This window comes from Parabacteroides sp. AF21-43, assembly GCF_003635435.1.
Lineage (GTDB): Bacteria > Bacteroidota > Bacteroidia > Bacteroidales > Tannerellaceae > Parabacteroides > Parabacteroides distasonis.
Genome location: NZ_QTMG01000017.1, coordinates 1 through 20,475, shown reverse-complemented (window position 1 = coordinate 20,475; position 20,475 = coordinate 1). Strand labels below are relative to the sequence as shown.

The window sequence follows — 20,475 nt, the reverse complement described above, 5'->3', positions numbered from 1 at the left end:
TTATGATTTATTCACATGAAGTTCAACACATGTGTGTTGTAAAGAAGGGAGCTAACCACCAGTGCGCTCCGATTCCTGAAGAAGGAAAGTGGGTTAGAGCAACTCAGATCACTGATATCTCTGGTTTGACTCACGGTATCGGTTGGTGCGCGCCGAAACAAGGTGGATGTAAGCTGACATTAAACGTTAAAGAAGGAATCATCCAAGAGGCTCTTGTAGAGACAATCGGTTGTTCCGGTATGACTCACTCAGCTGCTATGGCTTCTGAGATCCTTCCGGGTAAAACTCTTTTGGAAGCATTGAACACAGACCTTGTTTGTGACGCTATCAACACCGCTATGCGCGAGTTGTTCTTGCAGATCGTCTACGGTCGTACACAGTCCGCTTTCTCAGAGGGAGGTCTGCCTGTAGGCGCTGGCTTGGAAGACCTTGGTAAAGGTTTGCGTAGCCAAGTGGGTACGATGTTCGGTACATTGGCTAAAGGTCCCCGCTACTTGGAGATGGCCGAGGGATATTGCACGCGCATGGCATTAGACGCTGATGACGAAGTAATCGGTTATGAATTCATCCACTTGGGTAAATTCATGGATATGGTTAAGAAGGGTATGGACGCTAACGAGGCACTGGAAAAGGCGAAAGGCTCTTACGGTCGTTTCAAAGAAGCTGTAAAATATATCGATCCTCGTAATGAATAAGAAAACATTTACACGTGTCCTCATCGGGCTGAGTGTTATCACGGCTGTGGCTACGCTTATCACGTATTTCGTGATGAAGCCGGAGAAACCGTGGTTGGCGTTTTACGTGGCTTGTTGTGGCGGTGTATTGGTTTTCAACTTTCTGATATCTTTATTCCTAGTAAATAAGAATTTTAAAAAGTAAAAAAATAATATGGCTTTATTTGAAAGTTATGACCGTCGTATTGATCATATCAACGCGGTATTAAACGAATATGGTATCAACGGTATCGAAGACGCAAAGGCTATCTGCGATGCTAAGGGTATCGACCCTTATACAATGTGTAAGGAAACTCAACCGATCTGTTTCGAGAACGCTTGCTGGGCTTACGTAGTAGGTGCCGCTATCGCTATCAAGAAAGGTTGTACGAACGCTGCCGAGGCTGCCGAGGCTATCGGTATCGGTTTGCAGGCATTCTGTATCGCTGGTTCTGTTGCGGATGACCGTAAGGTGGGTATCGGCCACGGTAACTTGGCCGCTCGTTTGCTTCGTGAGGAGACGAAGTGTTTCGCTTTCTTGGCTGGACACGAGTCTTTCGCCGCAGCTGAGGGCGCTATCAAGATCGCCGAGATGGCAAACAAGGTTCGTAAAGAGCCGTTGCGTGTTATCTTGAACGGTTTAGGTAAGGATGCCGCTAAGATCATCTCTCGTATCAACGGTTTCACGTATGTACAGACTCAGTTCGACTACATGACAGGTGAGGTGAACGTTATCGAGGAGAAAGCTTATTCTAACGGTCTTCGTGCGAAAGTTAAGTGCTACGGCGCTGACGACGTTCGTGAGGGTGTGGCTATCATGCGTAAGGAAGGTGTTGACGTATCCATCACGGGTAACTCTACGAACCCGACTCGTTTCCAACATCCGGTAGCCGGTACTTATAAGAAAGAATGTATGGAGAACGGTCACCCGTATTTCTCTGTTGCTTCTGGTGGTGGTACGGGCCGTACTTTGCACCCGGACAACATGGCCGCTGGTCCTGCTTCTTATGGTATGACAGACACAATGGGCCGTATGCACGGTGACGCTCAGTTCGCTGGTTCTTCATCCGTTCCTGCTCACGTAGAAATGATGGGCTTCTTGGGTATGGGTAACAACCCGATGGTAGGTGCTACGGTTGCTGTAGCGGTTGCTATCGAGGAAGCTATGAAGAAGTAATCAACTAAACAATAAAATAATTGTTTATATATAGACTCCTGTAATCTTGATGGTTGCAGGAGTTTTTATTTTACTTATCAAAAGGAGGAAAAGGATGACACTAAACATAGACCAAGAGAGTTGCATCAAATGCGGGAAATGCGTACGGGTATGCCCTTCGGATATATTCACGCAAGAAAGAGCCGGAGAGACGATCGGGCTGGTACGTGTGGAAAGCTGCATCGTTTGCGGGCATTGCGTGGACGTATGTCCGACCGGTTCCGTGCTACACAGCGAATTCCCGCCGGAGAAAACGCATACGATCGATTACAGCCAAATGCCTACGCCGGAGCAGGTGATGTTGCTGATCAAGTCACGCCGTTCCAACCGGACATTGACCTCGAGGCCCGTCCCCAAGGAGATGCTGGACAAGATCGTGGAGGCCGCTCATTCCGCGCCGACGGCTACAAACTCCCAAAGCCTCTCGTTCACCGTCGTCACCGATCCGCAAAAGCTACGGCAGGTGAGCGATTATACGATAGGCGTGTTCGACTCCTTGGCGAAGCTATTATTGAATCCCGTCGTGAAATGTGTGGTCAAGCCGTTTATGAAGGATGTCTATAAATACGTACCGGTATTCAATCGGTTGAAAGAGGAACACAAGGCGGGTAAAGATCCGATTCTCCGGAAAGCCACCGCCCTGCTACTGATCCATACACCGAAGTCCAACCGATTCGGAAGTGAGGACGCTAACCTCGCTTATCAAAACGCCTCCTTGATGGCGCAATCGCTTGGGGTAAGCCAGATCTATATGGGCTTTGTGCTCACCGCCATCCGGCAGGAAGGAAAAGATACGCTCGCCAAGACTCTAGGGATCGACGGCAAGATACAAGCGATCATGGCGCTCGGCATACCGGCTTTTAAGTATCCGAAGTATACGGACCGGAAAGAGATCGTCAAGAACTATATCGAATGAGACTTGATGGGGACAACCTTGTCGACCGGGGTATGCGATCCATTGGATTACGCATCGTAAGTCAATGGATTACGATACGTAAGTCATTGACTTATGGTTCGGATCTCATAGGTTTACCGGGCTAGGATCACTCCCGATCACCAGAACTTATTATGCTCCGGGCTGTATTCAAAACCAGCGTCTTTAAGCTTTGTAAGAAGGGATTTCTTGTTCACTTGCAAATCCTCGCATAAATCGTCGAGGGAAGAATAATTGTCACGAAGTTTCATATTGACGAAGCTGAATAGCATCATCGGATCGTTTGGTAATGACATAATCTTACGAATAAAAATGTTATCTATGTTTTACAACACAAAGATAATGCTTTTTCGCCAGATGGAACCCAGACACGATCCTTATTATTTGAATATCGGTACGCAACAAAACAACCTACAAACTGGTTTTAAATAACGAGAACTTATAATTCAATTGAATGACATGAAAAAATATGTATTAGTAGTAGCGGTAGCCGCAGCCCTATTCAGCTGTAGCGGCAACCCAAAGGCAGACGCCACGCAAACAGACAAGAACAAGCAGGAAACCGCCCAAGTACCGGATATGCACAACGCAGAGACTTCCTTGGATTACTGGGGTGTTTACGAAGGGACATTACCGGCCGCCAGCTCGCCGGGTATTAAAACGACCTTGACATTGAACAAGGATAAAACCTTTACCCTCCGCTCCGAATATATTGACGAGAAAGACGGTATTTTTAATGATAAGGGAACTTACACGCTGGACGGTAACATCTTGACGGCGAAACAAGAAGGGGGAGACATCACGTATTATAAGGTAGAGGAAGGCCAACTGAAAATGCTGGACCAGCAGAAGCAACCCGTCACGGGCGACTTAGCCAAGTTCTATATCCTTAAGCAAACAAAGAAATTCTAGGATTTATCCCCATAAGTATATACTTTCAAGGGCAAAAGCATACCCTTTTGTACATGAAAGTATATACTCATTTGCCTAAACCCAAAACTATTCCTACCTTTGCGTCCCTATATAACTATATAATTACTCCAATGAGAATAGCCGCTTAATTTATCTCAAGATGTCGTTCTTTCCATCCGGAAAGCCCTCTATCCGTATAGGGCTGATTTCGTGACGACAGATTCGAGGCTATAGTGAAACCGATCATCATCGGTATTTCTTATCCATTTTAGTATCTCACATTTTAAATCAGTTCACACTATGAGTATCGTAGCGCAAAAAATCACGTATATACATCCGGACAATCAAGTCTTATTCAAGGGGATCGACTTGACGATCAACAAGGGGCAAAAGGTAGCCTTAGTCGGGAACAACGGATCGGGAAAATCCACCTTCCTCCGTATCTTGGCTGGAACCTTGCAAGCGCAGGAAGGGGAGATTATCTATCCGACCCCACCCTATTACGTACCCCAGCATTTCGGGCAATATGATAACCTGACGGTGGCCCAGGCCCTACGTATCGACGGGAAACTAGAAGCCTTGCGGGCGATTACCGAGGGCGACGCCTCCCTCTCTAATTTCAATACGCTGGCGGATGACTGGACGATCGAGGAACGGAGCCTCGCCGCCCTGCACGCTTGGGGTTTGGAGCATATCCTCCTCTCCCAACCGATGCGCACATTAAGTGGCGGCGAGAAAACCAAGGTTTTCCTCTCCGGAATCGAGATCCACCAACCCTCGATCCTACTATTGGATGAGCCGACTAACCATCTGGATAAGCGTAGCCGGGAGAAGTTATACGATTTCATCACGTCTTGCCGTATCACCTTGTTGGTCGTCAGCCACGATCGTACCTTATTGAACCTATTAGCTTCCATAGCGGAATTATCCGTCGGGGGGATCACCCTTTACGGGGGTAATTATGATTTCTACAAGGGACAAAAAGAACAGGAACAGGCTTCCATGCAAGAGAAACTGGAAGCGAAGGAGAAAGAGCTTCGCAGGGTCAGGAAAACCGCCCGTGAGGTAGCCGAGCGAAAACAAAAGCATGAATCCCGGGGAGAGAAGCAAAGCGTCCGGAAAGGAATCCCCCGGATCATGATGGGCGGATTGAAGGAGAACGCCGAGAAAAGCGCCTCCAAACTAAAAGAGGTTCACGAGGACAAGATGGAGAACCTTGCCAACGAGCTAAAGCAAATGCGCTCCTCCCTACCCGACCTTCAAGGCATGAAACTGGATTTCAGCGCATCCGGCTTACACGAAGGCAAGATATTGGTTACCGCCAAGGAGATCAATTTCGGTTACGCCGAGGCCGGCGATCTATGGCCCTCCCCGATGAGCTTCCAGATCAAGAGTGGGGAACGGTGGCTGATACAAGGCGATAACGGTTCCGGCAAGACGACTTTGCTGAAGTTGATTACCGGCCAGTTACCGCCTCGTAGCGGTTCCTTGATCCGTGCGGATTTCTCCTCTATCTATATCGACCAAGAATACTCGATCGTCCGGAACGACCGGACGGTGTACGAGCAAGCGCAAGCCTTCAACGAGCGTCATTTCCAAGAGCACGAGATCAAGACATTGCTAAACCGTTTCCTCTTCCCGCACGACACGTGGGAGAAGAGCTGCGGGAAGCTGAGCGGAGGCGAGAAAATGAGGTTGGCATTCTGTTGCTTGATGATCAGTAACCAGACTCCGGACCTGTTTATCCTAGATGAGCCGACCAATAATCTCGACATCCAAAGCATCGAGATTATCACCTCCATGGTCCGTGCGTACAGGGGCACGATCTTGCTGATCTCGCACGACGCTTATTTTATCCGGGAATTGGGTATCCACCAAATAATAACTACCTTCGCGGGTAGGTTAAAGACGAATTTATGAAGACGTTACTTGACGTGCATACCCATACGGTAGCCAGTGGGCATGCCTTTAGCACCCTGCAAGAAATGGCAGCGGCCGCCTCCGAGAAAGGATTGAAGTTACTAGGTATAACAGAGCATGCCCCCGGCATACCGGGGACGTGCTCCCCGATTTACTTCCGCAACCTGCACGTGGTTCCCCGCCGGATATACGGTGTCGAGTTATTGCTCGGGGCGGAATTGAACATCATCGATTATAAGGGTACGATCGATCTGGGCGAGGAGTACTTCCCTATGCTGGATATCCGGATAGCGGGCATCCACTCGCTTTGCTACAAACCGGGAACGGTCGAGCAGAACACGGAGGCGATGATCGGGGCGATCCGCAACCCGCATGTCCACATCATCAGTCACCCGGGAGACGGTACGGCCGAGGTGGATTTCGAGCCTATCGTATTAGCGTTCAAAGAGCATCACACGTTGCTGGAGATCAACAACAGCTCTCTCAACCCGGTCCGCAAGAAACTCACCGCCCGGGATAATAACCTCACGATCTTGCGCCTATGCAAGAAATACGAGGTTCCTGTGATTTTAGGTAGCGACGCGCATATATCTTTCGATATAGCCCGGTACGATCATATCTACGAGTTATTGCAAGAGACACGATTTCCGGAGGAATTGATATTGAACGACAAGGTAGAGGCGTTCAAGAGGTTCATAGGGAGATAAGCGGTGCCTTACATCCGGGCAGGTACATTCCTGTAGCCGGGCGGATACAAAGATGCAGCCGGGCAGGTACAAAGATGTAGCCGGGCAGGTACGGGAACGCACCCGGACGGGTACGGACGTGCGTCCGGGCAAGTACGAGGACACATCCGGGCAGATACACGTGCGTACCCGCCCAGTTGCACCTTTACTTACAATGTTCCTTTATTAATTTGTCCACGACAGGATCACCCAACTCCTTCGCCTTGTTGAAAGCCTCGCACGCTTCCGCCTTCTTACCCTGACGGACGTAGCAGATGCCTCGCAAACGATAGCAAGAGGCGAAATCCGGAGCGATCCGCAAGGCATTCTCTAAGCTCCTCAACGCCTGATCATAGTTTTCCATACGGATATATACGGACGCTTCCTCCGCCGGATAAGTCGGGTCGCCCGGATTCAAGCGGATCGCGGATTGGATATCGGCCAAGGCGCCGGGGAAATCGTTCATGCGGAACTTCGCTTGCTCGCGGTAATAGAAGAAGCGGTCGCCGACCTGTCCTTTCAAGAGATTGTAGTATAAATCATAATCGTCCACGGCCTCCTTGTATTGCATCAGTTTCAAGCGGAGATCCACCCGTTCCAAGATATAGGGAGCGGCCTCGTTCGTTGGCGGGTTCCCGCATTTGGCGATGGCGCTATCCAGCAAGGCGATGATATCCCCGAAGTTAGCGCCCCGGATATTCGCCTTCGCCTTCGCCGCCCAATACCAAGAGGTAGAAGATGCCATATCGCTATCGTTCACCTTCATATAATCATCGAACGCCTGCTCGAAATCTCCTTTATAAAAATGGATGTCCCCTTCCAATTGGCGATAGACCGGCAAGTCCTCCTCCCCGATCGCTTTTTGTATCGCCTCGGTAGCGGCATCGACGGTCCACTGCTCCTTATTCAAGGTCGTATCCGCGGCGGCCACGCCGTAGATCAGCTTGGCTCGGTTGAACCAGATATCCCCTTTCCGCTCGCTGAAGCGGGAAGCCGTGTTTATATCTTCCAACGCCTTATCCAGATAAGCCCCCTGCTCGGCCTCCGTAGGAGCCAGATCCGCACGGTGGTAAGCGTAATGATTGGCACGGTTCAAATACCCGTCGGGAGAATCCGGGAAAGTGGCGATAAAATCATTCAAGGTAGCCAGATACGTCTTCGGGTCTTGCGAGTTTGCCATCAAGTATAAGGAGACCTGCGCTTGGCTTGCGTCCGACGGCCACGCCTTCCGGATACCAATCCGGCTATAGGTGGAATTAAAAGCGTCCGCCGACTGAATCGTCAAGCTATTCGCGTATCCCGCCGAGACCGCGTAGGAATCTTCCTTCTTCCCCGACGCGTCTTCCTGCGCCAAGCCGAACACCTCGCCGTCCGCCGTCAATACAGGAGCGTTTACCTGCCCGCTCTCCAGCGCCATCGACAATTTATAATAGCTGAACGGCTCCTTCAACTTACTGACCTCCGAGACCGGTCCTTCCCCGAACTTCGTGATCTTACCGGTCGAGTAAGGCATCAGATAAGCGATAACTCCTTGCGAGATCGGCTCACGGGCGATCGGCAAGAACACAGCTTTCTTCGGAACCTCTACCTTGAACTTGATCACGTCATATAATTCATCAGCCCCCAAGATGCGGCTTACCGGATATTCTTTACCGTCGGCGTCGGTCACGGTCGCCCTCGCCGCGTCCTTAAACAAGGAATAGCCGGACAACGCCTCACCGGTCTCGGTAATGAAAAATCCCGTACCAGACGCTTTCTTCTGGTTATCTTTTCCATAAGTAGTGACGGTAACCACCGCCTTTCGTTGCTTATCCATCCATTTGGGCGCTTTCTTTTGCGCCGCCACCCAAAATACTTGGCAACAAATCGTAATCAACAGAACAATTCTTCTCATTTCGTTTTCATGTTATCAGAATATACGTCGCAAATGTAAATATTTATACCGGATAGGCGAACAAATTAGGGAATTAATCTATTATGAGTATATTCGCGGAAACACTTATAAAAAACCGCGAGATTATGAGACTAAAATCATGTATGCTTATGTGTAGTTTATTCATGGCGAGCTTAGCCTCCGCTAGTAACTTCGCCTCGGATTCTTTCAAGACCAAGAGCGGAAAAGAACTGATCATCACGTTCATCAAGCACGGCAGCCTGATGCTTACGTACGACAATCATTCGATACAGGTAGATCCTGTCTCCGAATACGCCGATTATACGACTTTCCCGAAAGCCGATATCATCTTGATTACCCACGAGCATGGCGACCATCTGGACCCGAAAGCGATACAAGCCGTCGAGAAAAGCGGTACGGAAATCATCGCCAACGAGAACAGCCAAAAGAAACTGGGAAAAGGGAAGGTCCTAAAAAACGGCGATACGGATACCTCCATCAGCTATATGAAGATAGAGGCCGTCCCCGCCTATAACACCACGCCCGGCCGGGATAAATATCACCCCCGCCACCGGGATAATGGCTATATCCTCACGTTCGACGGACTAAGAGTCTATATAGCCGGCGATACGGAAGACATCCCGGAGATGAAAGACCTGAAAGACATCGATATCGCTTTCCTTCCCGTCAACCAGCCTTATACCATGACCGTCCCGCAAGCGGCGAAAGCGGCCAAGATGTTCTCGCCTAAAATCCTATACCCTTACCATTACGGGGATACGAAGATCGGCAAGTTGAAAGACGCCTTGAAAGGTAGCGGCATCGACGTCAGGATACGGGAGCTACAATGACGACAAGGCACGGCTCGCCTTTAAGATATTCCGCCGGTACACCCAGCAAGCCAAGAGGAAATAAACGACACATTGCACCCACAACGTCACGTACTCCACACCGACTTGCTCAATCGACGCTCCCATCGAGTTGAGCTGTACATAGGCCAGCGTAGCGGGAGCCGCCGGAATGATATAATGGGCCATTTGCCAATACCAAGGCATCAATTCCAAGGGATAAGAGACTCCGGAAAGGAAGATCAAGCCTACCGAGAAGAAGGCGATCATCAATAACGGAGCCTCCGAGTCCGTAAAGAAATAAGAGGCGGCCAGCCCAAAGAAGCTGGTAGCCAGCAGGAAGGGTATCAGCAGGATCAAGGTGTTCAGATAATTACCGATATCCGGCAGGCCAAACAATAGCGGTATCAAGCCCAACAAGAACAAAGCGAAAATCGTATACAATACGCAATACACAAAGGTCTTGCTGATTATCACCCTAGCGATCCGGCCAAAGGATAATCCCTCGGAGGCGAAACGAACGATGGTACCCGAATCCCGCTCTTCCCCGCTTATCATACCGATCACCATCAACAAGGTCTGGAACATAATGACGATCAATACCGCCGGGATCAAATAGGTTCCATATCCTTCCGTAAAATTATACAACGCCGTCCCGACCACTGATATGGGTTGCGCCGAAACGATCTTGGAAGCGTCTTGCTGGGGCAAGAACACCAACATCTCCGGACGATACCGATCGTTCAACGCCAACATGGCACCGCTGGAAGCCTCCTGCATCGCCATATAATATAGGAAAGCGCTTGTCGTCTGGTACATGATAAACAGGGACTCATTCCCTCGTGCCACCCGGGTCTCGAAATCAGAGGGAAGATACAAGATACCTACGGCATCCCCCTCCTTCATCCACTCCTGCGCCTCGGCGTAATCCAAACCATCGGCGATTACCGAGACTTGCGGAGTGGCGTTCAGCAAACGGATGTACTCCCGGCTCAAGTCGGTCTTTGAGTCATCGACGACTACCACCGGGGCGTTACGCACCAGATCCGGGGCATACATATAATTATACAGCAGGCCATAGAGAAATATACCTCCTACCAAGACGAGCAAGATAGCGTAGCTCGTGGAGATCGTCTTAAACTCGTCCTTGACCAAGGAAGCGATATCCGCCAAGGTTCCTTTCATATTATCGGATGTTCTCATATTTATGACTTAAAATAGCGGTTTTCAAATGTGGCAACAGCACCAATGCCAATAACATAAACGCAAACAACGAACTTACGTTTACCCATGTATAAGGGAATCCGTAATCGCCATACAATAAGTTCTGGTTGATCTCCACGAAATGCCGTACTGGAAACAGGTACGAGGCGTAATGTACGGGAGCGTACATGGAATCGACCGGGAAAGTAACGCCGCATAAAGTAGCCCCCAGCGAACCGACCATCGACACCACACTAATCACGATCGCTATAGCGGGAAACAACGAGAACAGGAATACCGCCAACGCTTGCGTAGCGACCACGAATAAGATCGCCGTCAAGTTCAATGGCCAGAAACCGCAAGCGAAAGGAATATGCATGACCCCGAACATGATATAGTTAGCGAAGACGCTCATGATACAAAAGATAATCGTATAAGGGAGCAGTTTGCCCACCACCGCCACGAACATGTTCATCCGTGCCGCCTCCAGCCACTCATCGCCTGTCCGGAACTTGATCTCGCTACCGATAGCGTACACCGTAACCAGCAAAATGATCACTTGGAAAAAGACAAAGAAAAAAGGATTGCTCAGATAAACGGAATAATCCAGATCCGGGTTGAACAGCGGGTGGCTACTGGATCGTACCGGTAATAGGAAGGTGGTTATCTGATTCTCCCCCAGCCCCATCGCCGTAGCTTGCACAACCACCGGGGCGAGGGAAAGCGTACGCAGCAGGGTCTCGAAGGCCCCACGTACCTCACCGCCCACGCTCAACAAGGCATAGTGGTAATAATACGATAAAGTAGCGTCACGCCCCGCCGTGGCATCCGCCTCAAACTGATTGGGGATCACTAGATAACCGTAGATTTCTTTTGCTTGGGTAGCATGGCGAGCGGTCTCTTGGTCCGTATAATGCCGGGTTACCCGGAAAGTCGGTACCGCCTCTACCTGCCGGATGATCTCCCGGGACATGGAGGTGTTGTCTTGGTCCACTACCGCTATCGGTATATTCTCCATCTGCCCGCTTCCGAAAATCGTAGACATGAAGAATATACAGAACAGAGGCAGCACGATACACACCCCGAAGTATAACCTCCGGGAAACCATGCGATCCAGTTCCCGACGTAAAACCATATAGAAAGGACTCTTCTTTAGCATAGCGACAATAAATTATTTAGTTGTAGAGACGGGGGCGTGCCCCGTCTCTACAAATGGATAGTATTAAGGGAGTTGATAGAGTACGGACATACCGGGACGCAATCCCTCCACCTTCTCCACCGGTAAGGCATGTATCTCGAAGGTCCGCAAGTCATAGCTACCAGTCTGCTTGGTAGATTTCCAAGTAGCGAAACTGCCCAACGGACTGATATAATTGATCTTGAACTCAATATCCTTCTTATCGATCGCCGGTACATCGGCGACAAACGTTCCTCCCATCTTAAATAAAGGCAAACGATCCTCACGTACGTTCAATACCACATGCACGTCATCTAATACGACTAAGTTCATGATTGGCATCCCGGCCCCAACCAACTCTCCCCGTTTCGGGAAGATAGCGGAGATTTGTCCCGATTCCGGAGCCGTCAACCGAGCGTCCTGTAAGAGAGCCGCCACCTCCTCCACGGTTCCTTGTGCCGCCGTCACCAACGAGCGGGCGCTCTCCTTATCTTGTATCTGCGCCCCGTCTACCGCCATTTGATATTGGCTATAAGTGGCACGTTCGGCGGCTTCGGCCGCTTTATACATGGCCTCCACCTCATCTTTACGCTGTGAGGTTACCACGCTATCTTTATACAAGGCATTCACCCGATCATAGGTAATCTTCGCCAATTGTAAATCCGATTTGGATTTATTCCACAATTGTTGCAAGGAAGCGATGATTTGCTTTCGTGTACCCTCATCCACTTTCTGGTGCTGATACTTCGCGATGTTCTCCATGGCGTTCACCTGTTGATATTTAGCCAACGCCTCCGGACTATTGATGACTACCAAGGTATCGCCTTGGCGTACATTCTGTCCCTCTTTTACCAGAAAGGTATCGATACGCCCCGGTAACTTACCGGAGATACGTATTTCCGTTGCCTCGATCTGCCCTTGCAAGATCACCGGCTTCTTTTTCAACAAGATCATCCCGATCAACGAGACAACTATAACAATCGCCAAGACTGCGACGAAGGCCACACTCAAATATCTCTTAGTTTTATCCATAACCCCTAAATTTTCAATTTTCAATTCTCAATTTTCAATTCCCCAAAAGCTCCTCGGTCTTTCCCTCCATCTTGTATTGGTGGAACTGCTCCGGCGTACCGCAGACAGACAGCAGATTAATCAAGGCTACATCATACTGATAATAAGCCAAAAGAAAAGCGGTCTTCACCTTCGCCAGCATAACCTCAGCATCGACTACCTCCGTAGAAGTAGCCATTCCCTCTTGGAAAGATTTCTTCCGCACCCGGACCAGTTCCCGGCTCATCTCGATCGTCGTATCCAAAGCTTTTACATTGTCCAAGGCATTTTGTAGCTGGCTGTAGAATTTATCGATACCGACCTCCAGATCCGTAATCGCCTTCTCCTTACCCAAACGAAGCGACTGACTAGCGATCTTTGCCTGCCGGATGGTTTTCTCCCGGTTCAAGCCATCAAAAATATTCCACGTAAAACCAACTCCTACCATCGTACGAGGCAACAAATATTTATCCAGTCCATCAGCGTACAAAGTCTGTTTGCCGAATAAAGCGATATTCGGGACATAAGCGGACCGGCCGATCTTTAGTTGATTATCGGCTACAACCTGCTGCAATTTCAATTGATTGACTATATAATTATTCATCGGAACCAGATCCTTGAAGTATTGGGCCGGAGGAAGCGCCTCATTAATAAATAAAGGAGTCGTGGTACGTACGTCGCTCCCCTCCTCCATATTAATCAAGCTTTTAAACGCCTGTTGGGCGACCGCTAAATCCTTACGGGCCGATTCCAGTTCTCGTTTCGCCTCGTCCATACTCACCTGAGCGAACAGACGCTCGGCCCGATTGATCATCCCGTTTTGCTCTAATTTAAGGGCTTGGTCATAATGGGTTTTCAAAGAATTGTACACTTCTGTTTTTACGTCCACCACGCTTTGTCCCAAACGAAGCCCGAAATAAGCCTCGATCAATAAGGATTGTTGGTTAGCATCCACTTGGCTCCTATTCACCTCCGCTATAGAGACCATTGTCTTTCCGATCTTGTTCGCATAGATACGTTTTCCTCCCGTGAAAACAGGCCACGTCACCGTAGCGTCTATAGAAGTGATGTTTTGGGAGATCAGCGGAAGCGAGAAAGTACCTTGCCCGATCTTATCCAATACCGACATGATCAACTCATTATCCGGGATATAATTATGGACAAACTCCTTCGCCGGTTCCGTATATTTACTCAGCGACTGCCGTACCTCTATCGGATTCGACATATGTACGAAAGCACCCGCGGCGTTCACCGACGGATACCAAAAAGCGTTTAGCTTTTGATGCTCATTCCGAGCCCATTCCACTTCTTTCCCGGCTATTTTCAAGCTTTTATTTTCCTTATGAAGCAGGTCGAGAGATTGTTCCAAGCTTAAATCCACATCGTTCCCTTGGCTCCATGAAGCGCATGGAAGAAGATACAGCAAAAGAATACTGTAAGATACTATATTACTCACCATAAACTCATTTAGTAATTGACGTTCAGTTGGAGTAATAACAGCGAAAAAGGGAGGATTGTTTTTACTTCTTTTTCAAGTTGGGAAGGAACCAAGTAACCAGTCCTAAAAGAGGCATGAAGCCACATACGTTGTAGACAGCCTCTATTCCATAATGATCCGCCATATTTCCTAATACGGCCGAGGCTATACCCGCCACACCGAAAGCAAATCCAAAGAAAAGTCCCGAGATAAGACCTAATTTATAAGGAAGCAACTCTTGCGCATACAACAAAATAGCCGGGAACGCCGATGATAAGACCAACCCCACGCAAAAACTAAGCACGATCGTCCAAACGAATCCCACATGCGGCATCAACAAGCTAAATGGGGCTGCCCCTAGAATCGATCCCCAAATCACATATTTCCGTCCTATCTTATCACCGATAGGACCACCCGCCAAGGTTCCTATGGCCGTAGCGATCAGGAAGACGAACAAACAGATCTGCGAAGTCTGTACACTCACCCCGAATTTATGGATCAAGTAAAAGGTATAGTAGCTATTCAAACTAGCCATATAGATATATTTAGAGAAAATCAAGGTCAGCAATATCGAGATCGAAAAGACTGTTTTTCCCAAAGAAAGAGGCATCTCCACATGCGTCTCACCCGACTTCTTCTGCCATTTCACCCGACTCAAATACGCCTTATACCAACGGCAGATAGGAATCATCACCAAAATAGCGACGAATGCCAGTATAGAAAACAAAGCGATATGAGTCCGTCCATAAGGCGCCACCAATAAAGCAACCAGTAGCGGACCTAACGATCCGCCCAAATTACCACCCACTTGAAAAAGCGATTGTGCCAATCCCCTACGCCCTCCCGACGCTAGCGAGGTAATCCGGGACGCTTCCGGATGCAAAACCGAAGACCCGATACCTATCAAAAATACGGAGATCAAGACCCAATGGAGCGTAGAGGAAAAAGCGAGATTCAACAAGCCGACCAACGTAAAACTCATACCAATAGGTAACGACCAAGCCACGGGACGCTTATCAAAAACCAAACCGGTTATAGGCTGGAAAACAGAAGCGGATAATTGATAAACAAGCGTAATCAACCCGATTTGGGCGAAGCTCAACGCTAAATCATCCTTGAAAAGTGGATAAACCGCCGAGATAACGGATTGCAACGAATCATTCAAACAATGCGTAACGCTTAACGCCACCAATACCCGGAATGCTGTTTTATTTACCGGCTGTTGTTTAGAAACCTGCTCCATGACTGTCCATATTTCTATTTAACCTCGTGCTCATTAACATTTCAAAAACCACACAAAAAGTTAGCTAATTTCTAGAAAAACAAACCCTAAGAGCCTATTTTAACCATAGTTAATACAACTATTCTTTCGGTTCTTTTCATTTCTTTATGTTAATCGGCTTAATCTTAATACCTATGAGCCTTGTTTTCTCAGTGATACTTCAGAGCTGTATCCCGGAATGAGCATATATCTTATAACTCACTCCCAAAACAAACGCCAAAATCCCTTATCTGCCATCATTCCGACCCGAAGTTAAAGATCGAGATCATAAACGGGAACAGCCTCTGAAGTTTTTTATATTTATTCCTCTTCTTCTCCCTCGTTCGCCGAATGTAAGATAAAAGTAGTAGCGCCAATCGTTACGATCGTACCTTCCCCGATACGTACTTGTTCTTTTTTACCGACCAATACATTTTTCACAAAAGTCCCGGTCAAGCTAGGAAAGTCACGCACCATATAAACGAACTTGCCATTAGTGTCTTTCTTTACATTAATCACACAATGCTTACGCCCCATACTTGGATCGCTCGTGATAATAGGGACATCTACACCTTCCGTATCCTTATTACGGCGACCAATCACATTATCTCCCATCACTAATGGTAGATCTTGCTTAAAAGCAAAACCATTCTCGATAATGGTAATATAACCGCAAGAGAAATCCGGTTCCTTCACCTCTTTTTCCTCACCGGTAGCCGTCTTCACCACCTTTCGGCCCAATTTAATCTTAAATTGCGCTCCACACTGCGGACAGACGAAGGCTAATACCTTCCCTTCCGGATATTTGGTCTCATCAAAAGACAACTGATTATCACATTTTGGACAGAATACTCTTTTCATACACTTAAATACAGGATCTAGTATTACAAACGGAGCGCAAATTTACGAAAAAACCTTCAGCTACACTCCTAAAATCTCATGGTTATGATTTTTTGAAACAAAAAAGGCTATCCATCACGGACAGCCAATCTCAATTGTTAACCTTAAATCTAATACCATGAAAAACACAGTGCAAATATAGAGGTTTTATGTTATGTAGCATAATGTTTTATTTGCAAATCTCATTTCCTTAACCAGATTTAACAAAACCATGCTTTAAAACATATCCGTAAAATAATATATATCCCCTTAGAACTTAGGTTCATTCTCTTTAATCTCCTTCAAAGGCAAGGTAAACCAAAAAGTGGAACCTACTCCCAATGTAGATTCTACCCCGATTCGTCCCCCTAGGTTCTCGATAATATTTTTGCAAATCGCCAATCCTAATCCGGTACCTTGTTTGCAAGCGTTCAACTTAACAAAACGATCGAATATAGTTCTACAATCTTCCTCCGAGATTCCCATTCCCGTATCCGAGACCGAAACTCGTATTTCATCATTCGATACCTTATAGGCTAATTTGATCTCACCTTCCGAAGTAAACTTAATCGCATTTGTCAAGAAATTAGAAATAACCTGTACGACTCGTTTCGGATCTGAGAAAACAGTCACGGGTTGTGAGCCCTGGTCGAAAACAAATCGAACGTTTTTCGGAATCTTCAAGGCATGTACCGCATAGGTTTCCTCACAGATCTCCTTAAAATCAAAATTTCTCTTCGTAATGTCAAAGGTTCCCGCCTCAATCTTTGAGAAATCAAGGATATCCTCAATCAATTGCAGAAGCAATTCACTATTCTTGTCAATGATATCCACATAAAACTCTCGTTCCTCCTCCTCTATCTCCTTGGTCTCTGCCAGTATATTCGCGAAACCAACAATAGCATTTAAAGGCGTACGGATCTCATGACTCATATTCGCCAAGAACATAGACTTAAGCCGATTCGCCTCTTTAGCCTTAGCTAACTCATATTCTTTCCGTTGACGCTCTCGTTCCACCCAGCGCAATTTATCTTGCATGGCGATCTCATCCGTTATGTCCATCAAGTAATAAAGGATTTTCGCTGGTCTTCCCGCCTCATCATATTTATAAGGGTACGCATACGCTCTCACCCAAACATATTGCCCCTCAAAAAGCTGTCGGTATTGAATACTATATTCACCGATCTCACCCGTAACAATCTTTTCAAAGCCTTGTACAAGTACCCTTTCCCGATCTTCCGGATGTACGATCTCACAAAAATCTTTTTTCGTTGTCAAGTTACTTGCTCTCAATCTGGATTTATTACCTAAAACACGTAAGTCCAGATCGATATGCATCTTATCGGTTTTAACATCATATTCCCACAGCAAGGAATCACTGCAACGCATAACCGTTTTCAACTTCGTGAACAGTTCCTCTACTTTCTCCGACTTTTGATATTCTTCCGTCTCATCCGTAAACATTAGTACATATCCACAGATATCTTCAGCCTCTCCTTTCAACGGCACACATTTAATAGACAGACGTAAATTTGTACCTTCCTTTTTTGGGTCTATGTTATAGTACTCATTCGTTTGTATATTATCAAATTCATAATTACAATCGAACACAACCATTTCTCCCTGTTTCAGACGAGCGATCTTGTCCTCTGGAAAATTAGGATTCTCGAAAAGATTTATTCCCATAATATCCTTCCGGCTTATAGCGAACAAATTCTCGTCCGTCCTATTGAGATCCACTAGCTGCCCCCTCCCGTCATAAACTTCAATTCCAACAGGTAATTTCTGGAATAGGGCATTAAAGCTCATTTCCTCTAGCATTTTATTACATTTTCCCATCGTCATATTAAATTATAACCACTAATTCCCAACTTTAAATCAATCAAGCAATCTCCTCTGTTATTTATACAACAAATGAACGATAATAACGATTGCAGCAGAAGTTTAAAGTTATAGAAATAATATGAAAATCAAACATAATCATGTTGAAAATATATGTTTTCGATATTGAGAAAGAGTCATTCCCGTCCGTTGACGAAAAAAGCGATTCAATGTCGATTGAGACGGAAAATTAGTCAATATAGCGATCTCCTGTATATTTAATCGAGAGTCACGTAGCAACGACTTTACCTCTAACACTATATAGATAGATAAAAACTCCTTGGCTGAAATGCCACACCTTTCATTCATGATCGCACTTAAATAAGTTGTCGTTATATTCAATTTATCCGCATAAAATCCGACATTCTTGTGATTCTTGAAATTCTCTGCCACGAGACTACAGAAATCATAGATCAATTGCTCTTTTCTCAAACTAGTCCTGAAAGGGATTTTCTTACGCACTTTCACATAATAGTCGTAAACATCCATGTAAAAAATCCCCAAGTAACATATAATCCGCTCCCTCAGAAGCCCATTACCCCGATACCGCTCAAGCTCATTCTCTATCAATTTGCAAAATGATTGAAAACGCTCAATACCATTATTATCCTCTATATTATAGTAAAAATGATCCTTCACGAAAAAATGAAATCCCGGATCAAAATGACGTAAGGAACTTAATACATCCCCATGTAGTACATGTGGTATGATGATAAACTTCGCCGAGAAGTCCTCACTCACGTTCCGCATTGAGCATAACTGTCTCGGAAATAAGAAAATCAATTCATTCTTATTCCATACATGCTTATTTTCAAGCAAATGAATGATCGCACTACCTCTATTACATACTGCTATTATCCCGTAATCCAAAAAAGAAGGCTCTGAAGTCAATGGACTATCTTCAATCTGTTCCGTAATAATAAAGTCTTTTTCTAATCCGCCTAAAAAACGATCACATGTATTATACCTATTCTCTTGCATATACTCTTATAAATTAAGGGAATACGAAATCTTACCTCCAACAACAATCAACAGAATAATATTATATTTTGTTCTGTCCGTTAAGGTCCCAAGTATATTCGTTTGATATTTTTCTTTCCTTACCCCCTCTTCTATTAGCCATCAAACCTTATATATCAATTGGTGCTAACAGCTAACCAAGGAAATCATAAAAAAACACAAGACAAAATTATATAATAAAAAATTGACTATTAAATGCATAACTAAACTAAAAGCGTACAAAAACACATCAATTGTATACAAAATCGAAACAGACAAAGAATAACCGAAAAAGATCATAAAAATACAATTAGCTTCATTGACAAAGTAAGTTAGCTGAAATACCAAAGCAAGTTAACTTACTTTGCCGATGAAATTAGCTTACTTTGAAAGTATGGATGTTACCCTCGGAAAGGGGCGCTTAAGCAGTGTTCTCAAAAATTCGTGTATTCATGCCTCTATACAAAAAAAGGCTATCCGTCACGGACAGCCAATCTCAATTGTTAACCTTAAATCTAATACCATGAAAAACACAGTACAAATATAGGTGGTTTTATGTTATGTAGCATACTGAATTATTTGCAAAATTCATTCGCTTAACTCGATTTAACGAAATCATGCCCTAAAACATAGTTATTAACAAGAAAACTATTCGTTCAGATCTAATAGCTTCCCAAGAAATCGTCGAGGGAACGAGTATCATCATCTGGCATCAATTCTTTTTTCAAACGAAATTTGCGTTTATAGATAGCATCCTTCGTCACATTCAAGACTGACATCAGCTCCGCCGAGGTTAGCCGCAATTTGATCAAGCAACAAAAACGAATGGCATCCTCCGTCAAATCCGGATAAGCGACACGTAAACGACTTATAAAATCATCATAAAGAGTATTTACGATCTCGATCAAGTTTCTCCAATCCGAATCCGGCAATATCGTTTCCGATTTAGAAAGTATCTTCAACTTCTTGAACGTATCCAACTGTTCCAGCAAACACTTCGCCAAACGTTCCTTTTCCTTGATCAAGGATTCCACGTCACGATGCGCTTTCCACTGAGCCGCATGCTGGTATTCCATCAAGCATTTCTCCTTCGCTTCCAATTGCTCCTTGATGTGCGACATCTCACGACTATAACGTTGTATCAAGATTTCATTTTTATCCACAAGACTCGCTATTTCTCTCAGTTCTTTCTCCTTTTTTGTCTTATAAAGGTGATAACGCAAAAAAGATAATAAAAGTAGGGCAAAAGTAACGATGATTAAAATGATCAGATAATAAATATCTACATAGAAATGCTCCGGCTCCTTTAGAACCGAGCTTATGGCAGTAGATGTGTGCAGCGCAAACTTCATATAAACCTTAATTCCGCAACACTATTATAAAATA

At 46.0% G+C, this 20,475-nt stretch carries 19 protein-coding genes; 8 read left to right on the top strand and 11 right to left on the bottom strand.

Annotated elements, in window-relative coordinates; translation table 11 throughout:
- Nucleotides 1-2: 2 nt before the first annotated feature.
- The 4 genes from DWX84_RS12680 to DWX84_RS12665 all read left to right on the top strand — a co-directional run bounded on the left by DWX84_RS12680 (nt 3) and on the right by DWX84_RS12665 (nt 2,845).
- Nucleotides 3-695, top strand: coding sequence for an iron-sulfur cluster assembly scaffold protein (locus DWX84_RS12680; protein ID WP_005855907.1), 693 nt, complete (start codon nt 3-5; stop codon nt 693-695).
- Nucleotides 688-879 (top strand): hypothetical protein, encoded by a 192-nt coding sequence (locus DWX84_RS12675; protein WP_005855905.1) that lies wholly within the window; start codon nt 688-690, stop codon nt 877-879. The genes DWX84_RS12680 and DWX84_RS12675 overlap by 8 nt, the downstream gene beginning before the upstream one ends.
- Before the next feature lie 9 nt (nt 880-888).
- Complete coding sequence (locus DWX84_RS12670; RefSeq protein WP_005855903.1) at nt 889-1,890, top strand: GGGtGRT protein; 1,002 nt, start codon at nt 889-891, stop codon at nt 1,888-1,890.
- Nucleotides 1,891-1,984: 94 nt separating this feature from the next.
- Entirely contained in the window at nt 1,985-2,845 is an 861-nt protein-coding gene (locus DWX84_RS12665) for a nitroreductase family protein (RefSeq protein WP_005868030.1), read from the top strand.
- A 137-nt stretch (nt 2,846-2,982) separates the two neighbouring features.
- Here DWX84_RS12665 and DWX84_RS12660 read toward each other — a convergent pair whose 3' ends face one another.
- A complete protein-coding gene (locus tag DWX84_RS12660; protein WP_070103480.1) occupies nt 2,983-3,159 on the bottom strand; it encodes a DUF4250 domain-containing protein in 177 nt (58 codons plus the stop codon).
- A gap of 163 nt (nt 3,160-3,322) precedes the next feature.
- Here DWX84_RS12660 and DWX84_RS12655 point away from each other — a divergent pair, with 163 nt between their 5' ends.
- From DWX84_RS12655 to DWX84_RS12645, 3 genes are all read left to right on the top strand, one after another.
- Nucleotides 3,323-3,775, top strand: a complete 453-nt coding sequence (locus DWX84_RS12655) for a copper resistance protein NlpE (protein WP_005868028.1) — start codon at nt 3,323-3,325, stop codon at nt 3,773-3,775.
- A 300-nt stretch (nt 3,776-4,075) separates the two neighbouring features.
- On the top strand, nt 4,076-5,695 hold the full coding sequence (gene abc-f / locus DWX84_RS12650) for a ribosomal protection-like ABC-F family protein (protein ID WP_036613701.1): 1,620 nt from the start codon (nt 4,076-4,078) through the stop codon (nt 5,693-5,695).
- Nucleotides 5,692-6,402, top strand: a complete 711-nt coding sequence (locus DWX84_RS12645) for a phosphatase (protein ID WP_122377523.1) — start codon at nt 5,692-5,694, stop codon at nt 6,400-6,402. Before abc-f ends, DWX84_RS12645 begins: the two co-directional genes overlap by 4 nt.
- A gap of 184 nt (nt 6,403-6,586) precedes the next feature.
- Here DWX84_RS12645 and DWX84_RS12640 read toward each other — a convergent pair whose 3' ends face one another.
- On the bottom strand, nt 6,587-8,314 hold the full coding sequence (locus DWX84_RS12640; RefSeq protein ID WP_005868025.1) for a tetratricopeptide repeat-containing serine protease family protein: 1,728 nt from the start codon (nt 8,312-8,314) through the stop codon (nt 6,587-6,589).
- A gap of 125 nt (nt 8,315-8,439) precedes the next feature.
- Between DWX84_RS12640 and DWX84_RS12635 the strand changes: the two genes are divergently transcribed.
- Nucleotides 8,440-9,165 (top strand): MBL fold metallo-hydrolase, encoded by a 726-nt coding sequence (locus tag DWX84_RS12635; protein ID WP_005868024.1) that lies wholly within the window; start codon nt 8,440-8,442, stop codon nt 9,163-9,165.
- Here DWX84_RS12635 and DWX84_RS12630 read toward each other — a convergent pair.
- The 9 genes from DWX84_RS12630 to DWX84_RS12590 form a co-directional block, all read right to left on the bottom strand.
- Nucleotides 9,157-10,365, bottom strand: a complete 1,209-nt coding sequence (locus tag DWX84_RS12630; RefSeq protein ID WP_005855888.1) for an ABC transporter permease — start codon at nt 10,363-10,365, stop codon at nt 9,157-9,159. The two genes, DWX84_RS12635 and DWX84_RS12630, sit on opposite strands and share 9 nt — an antisense overlap.
- On the bottom strand, nt 10,349-11,524 hold the full coding sequence (locus DWX84_RS12625) for an ABC transporter permease (protein ID WP_005868023.1): 1,176 nt from the start codon (nt 11,522-11,524) through the stop codon (nt 10,349-10,351). Before DWX84_RS12625 ends, DWX84_RS12630 begins: the two co-directional genes overlap by 17 nt.
- A gap of 63 nt (nt 11,525-11,587) precedes the next feature.
- On the bottom strand, nt 11,588-12,574 hold the full coding sequence (locus DWX84_RS12620; RefSeq protein ID WP_121956716.1) for an HlyD family secretion protein: 987 nt from the start codon (nt 12,572-12,574) through the stop codon (nt 11,588-11,590).
- Between the two features lie 34 nt (nt 12,575-12,608).
- A complete protein-coding gene (locus DWX84_RS12615) occupies nt 12,609-14,051 on the bottom strand; it encodes a TolC family protein (protein ID WP_034531167.1) in 1,443 nt (480 codons plus the stop codon).
- Nucleotides 14,052-14,112: 61 nt separating this feature from the next.
- Nucleotides 14,113-15,312 (bottom strand): MFS transporter, encoded by a 1,200-nt coding sequence (locus DWX84_RS12610; protein ID WP_008771772.1) that lies wholly within the window; start codon nt 15,310-15,312, stop codon nt 14,113-14,115.
- Nucleotides 15,313-15,651: 339 nt separating this feature from the next.
- A complete protein-coding gene (locus DWX84_RS12605; RefSeq protein ID WP_008771771.1) occupies nt 15,652-16,191 on the bottom strand; it encodes an FHA domain-containing protein in 540 nt (179 codons plus the stop codon).
- A 288-nt stretch (nt 16,192-16,479) separates the two neighbouring features.
- A complete protein-coding gene (locus tag DWX84_RS12600; RefSeq protein WP_121960900.1) occupies nt 16,480-18,048 on the bottom strand; it encodes a PAS domain-containing sensor histidine kinase in 1,569 nt (522 codons plus the stop codon).
- A 141-nt stretch (nt 18,049-18,189) separates the two neighbouring features.
- On the bottom strand, nt 18,190-18,840 hold the full coding sequence (locus DWX84_RS12595; RefSeq protein ID WP_226769897.1) for a helix-turn-helix domain-containing protein: 651 nt from the start codon (nt 18,838-18,840) through the stop codon (nt 18,190-18,192).
- 911 nt (nt 18,841-19,751) lie between these two features.
- Nucleotides 19,752-20,441: a hypothetical protein gene (locus DWX84_RS12590; RefSeq protein WP_057318863.1), complete on the bottom strand. Its 690-nt coding sequence runs from the start codon at nt 20,439-20,441 to the stop codon at nt 19,752-19,754.
- Between the last annotated feature and the right edge of the window lie 34 nt (nt 20,442-20,475).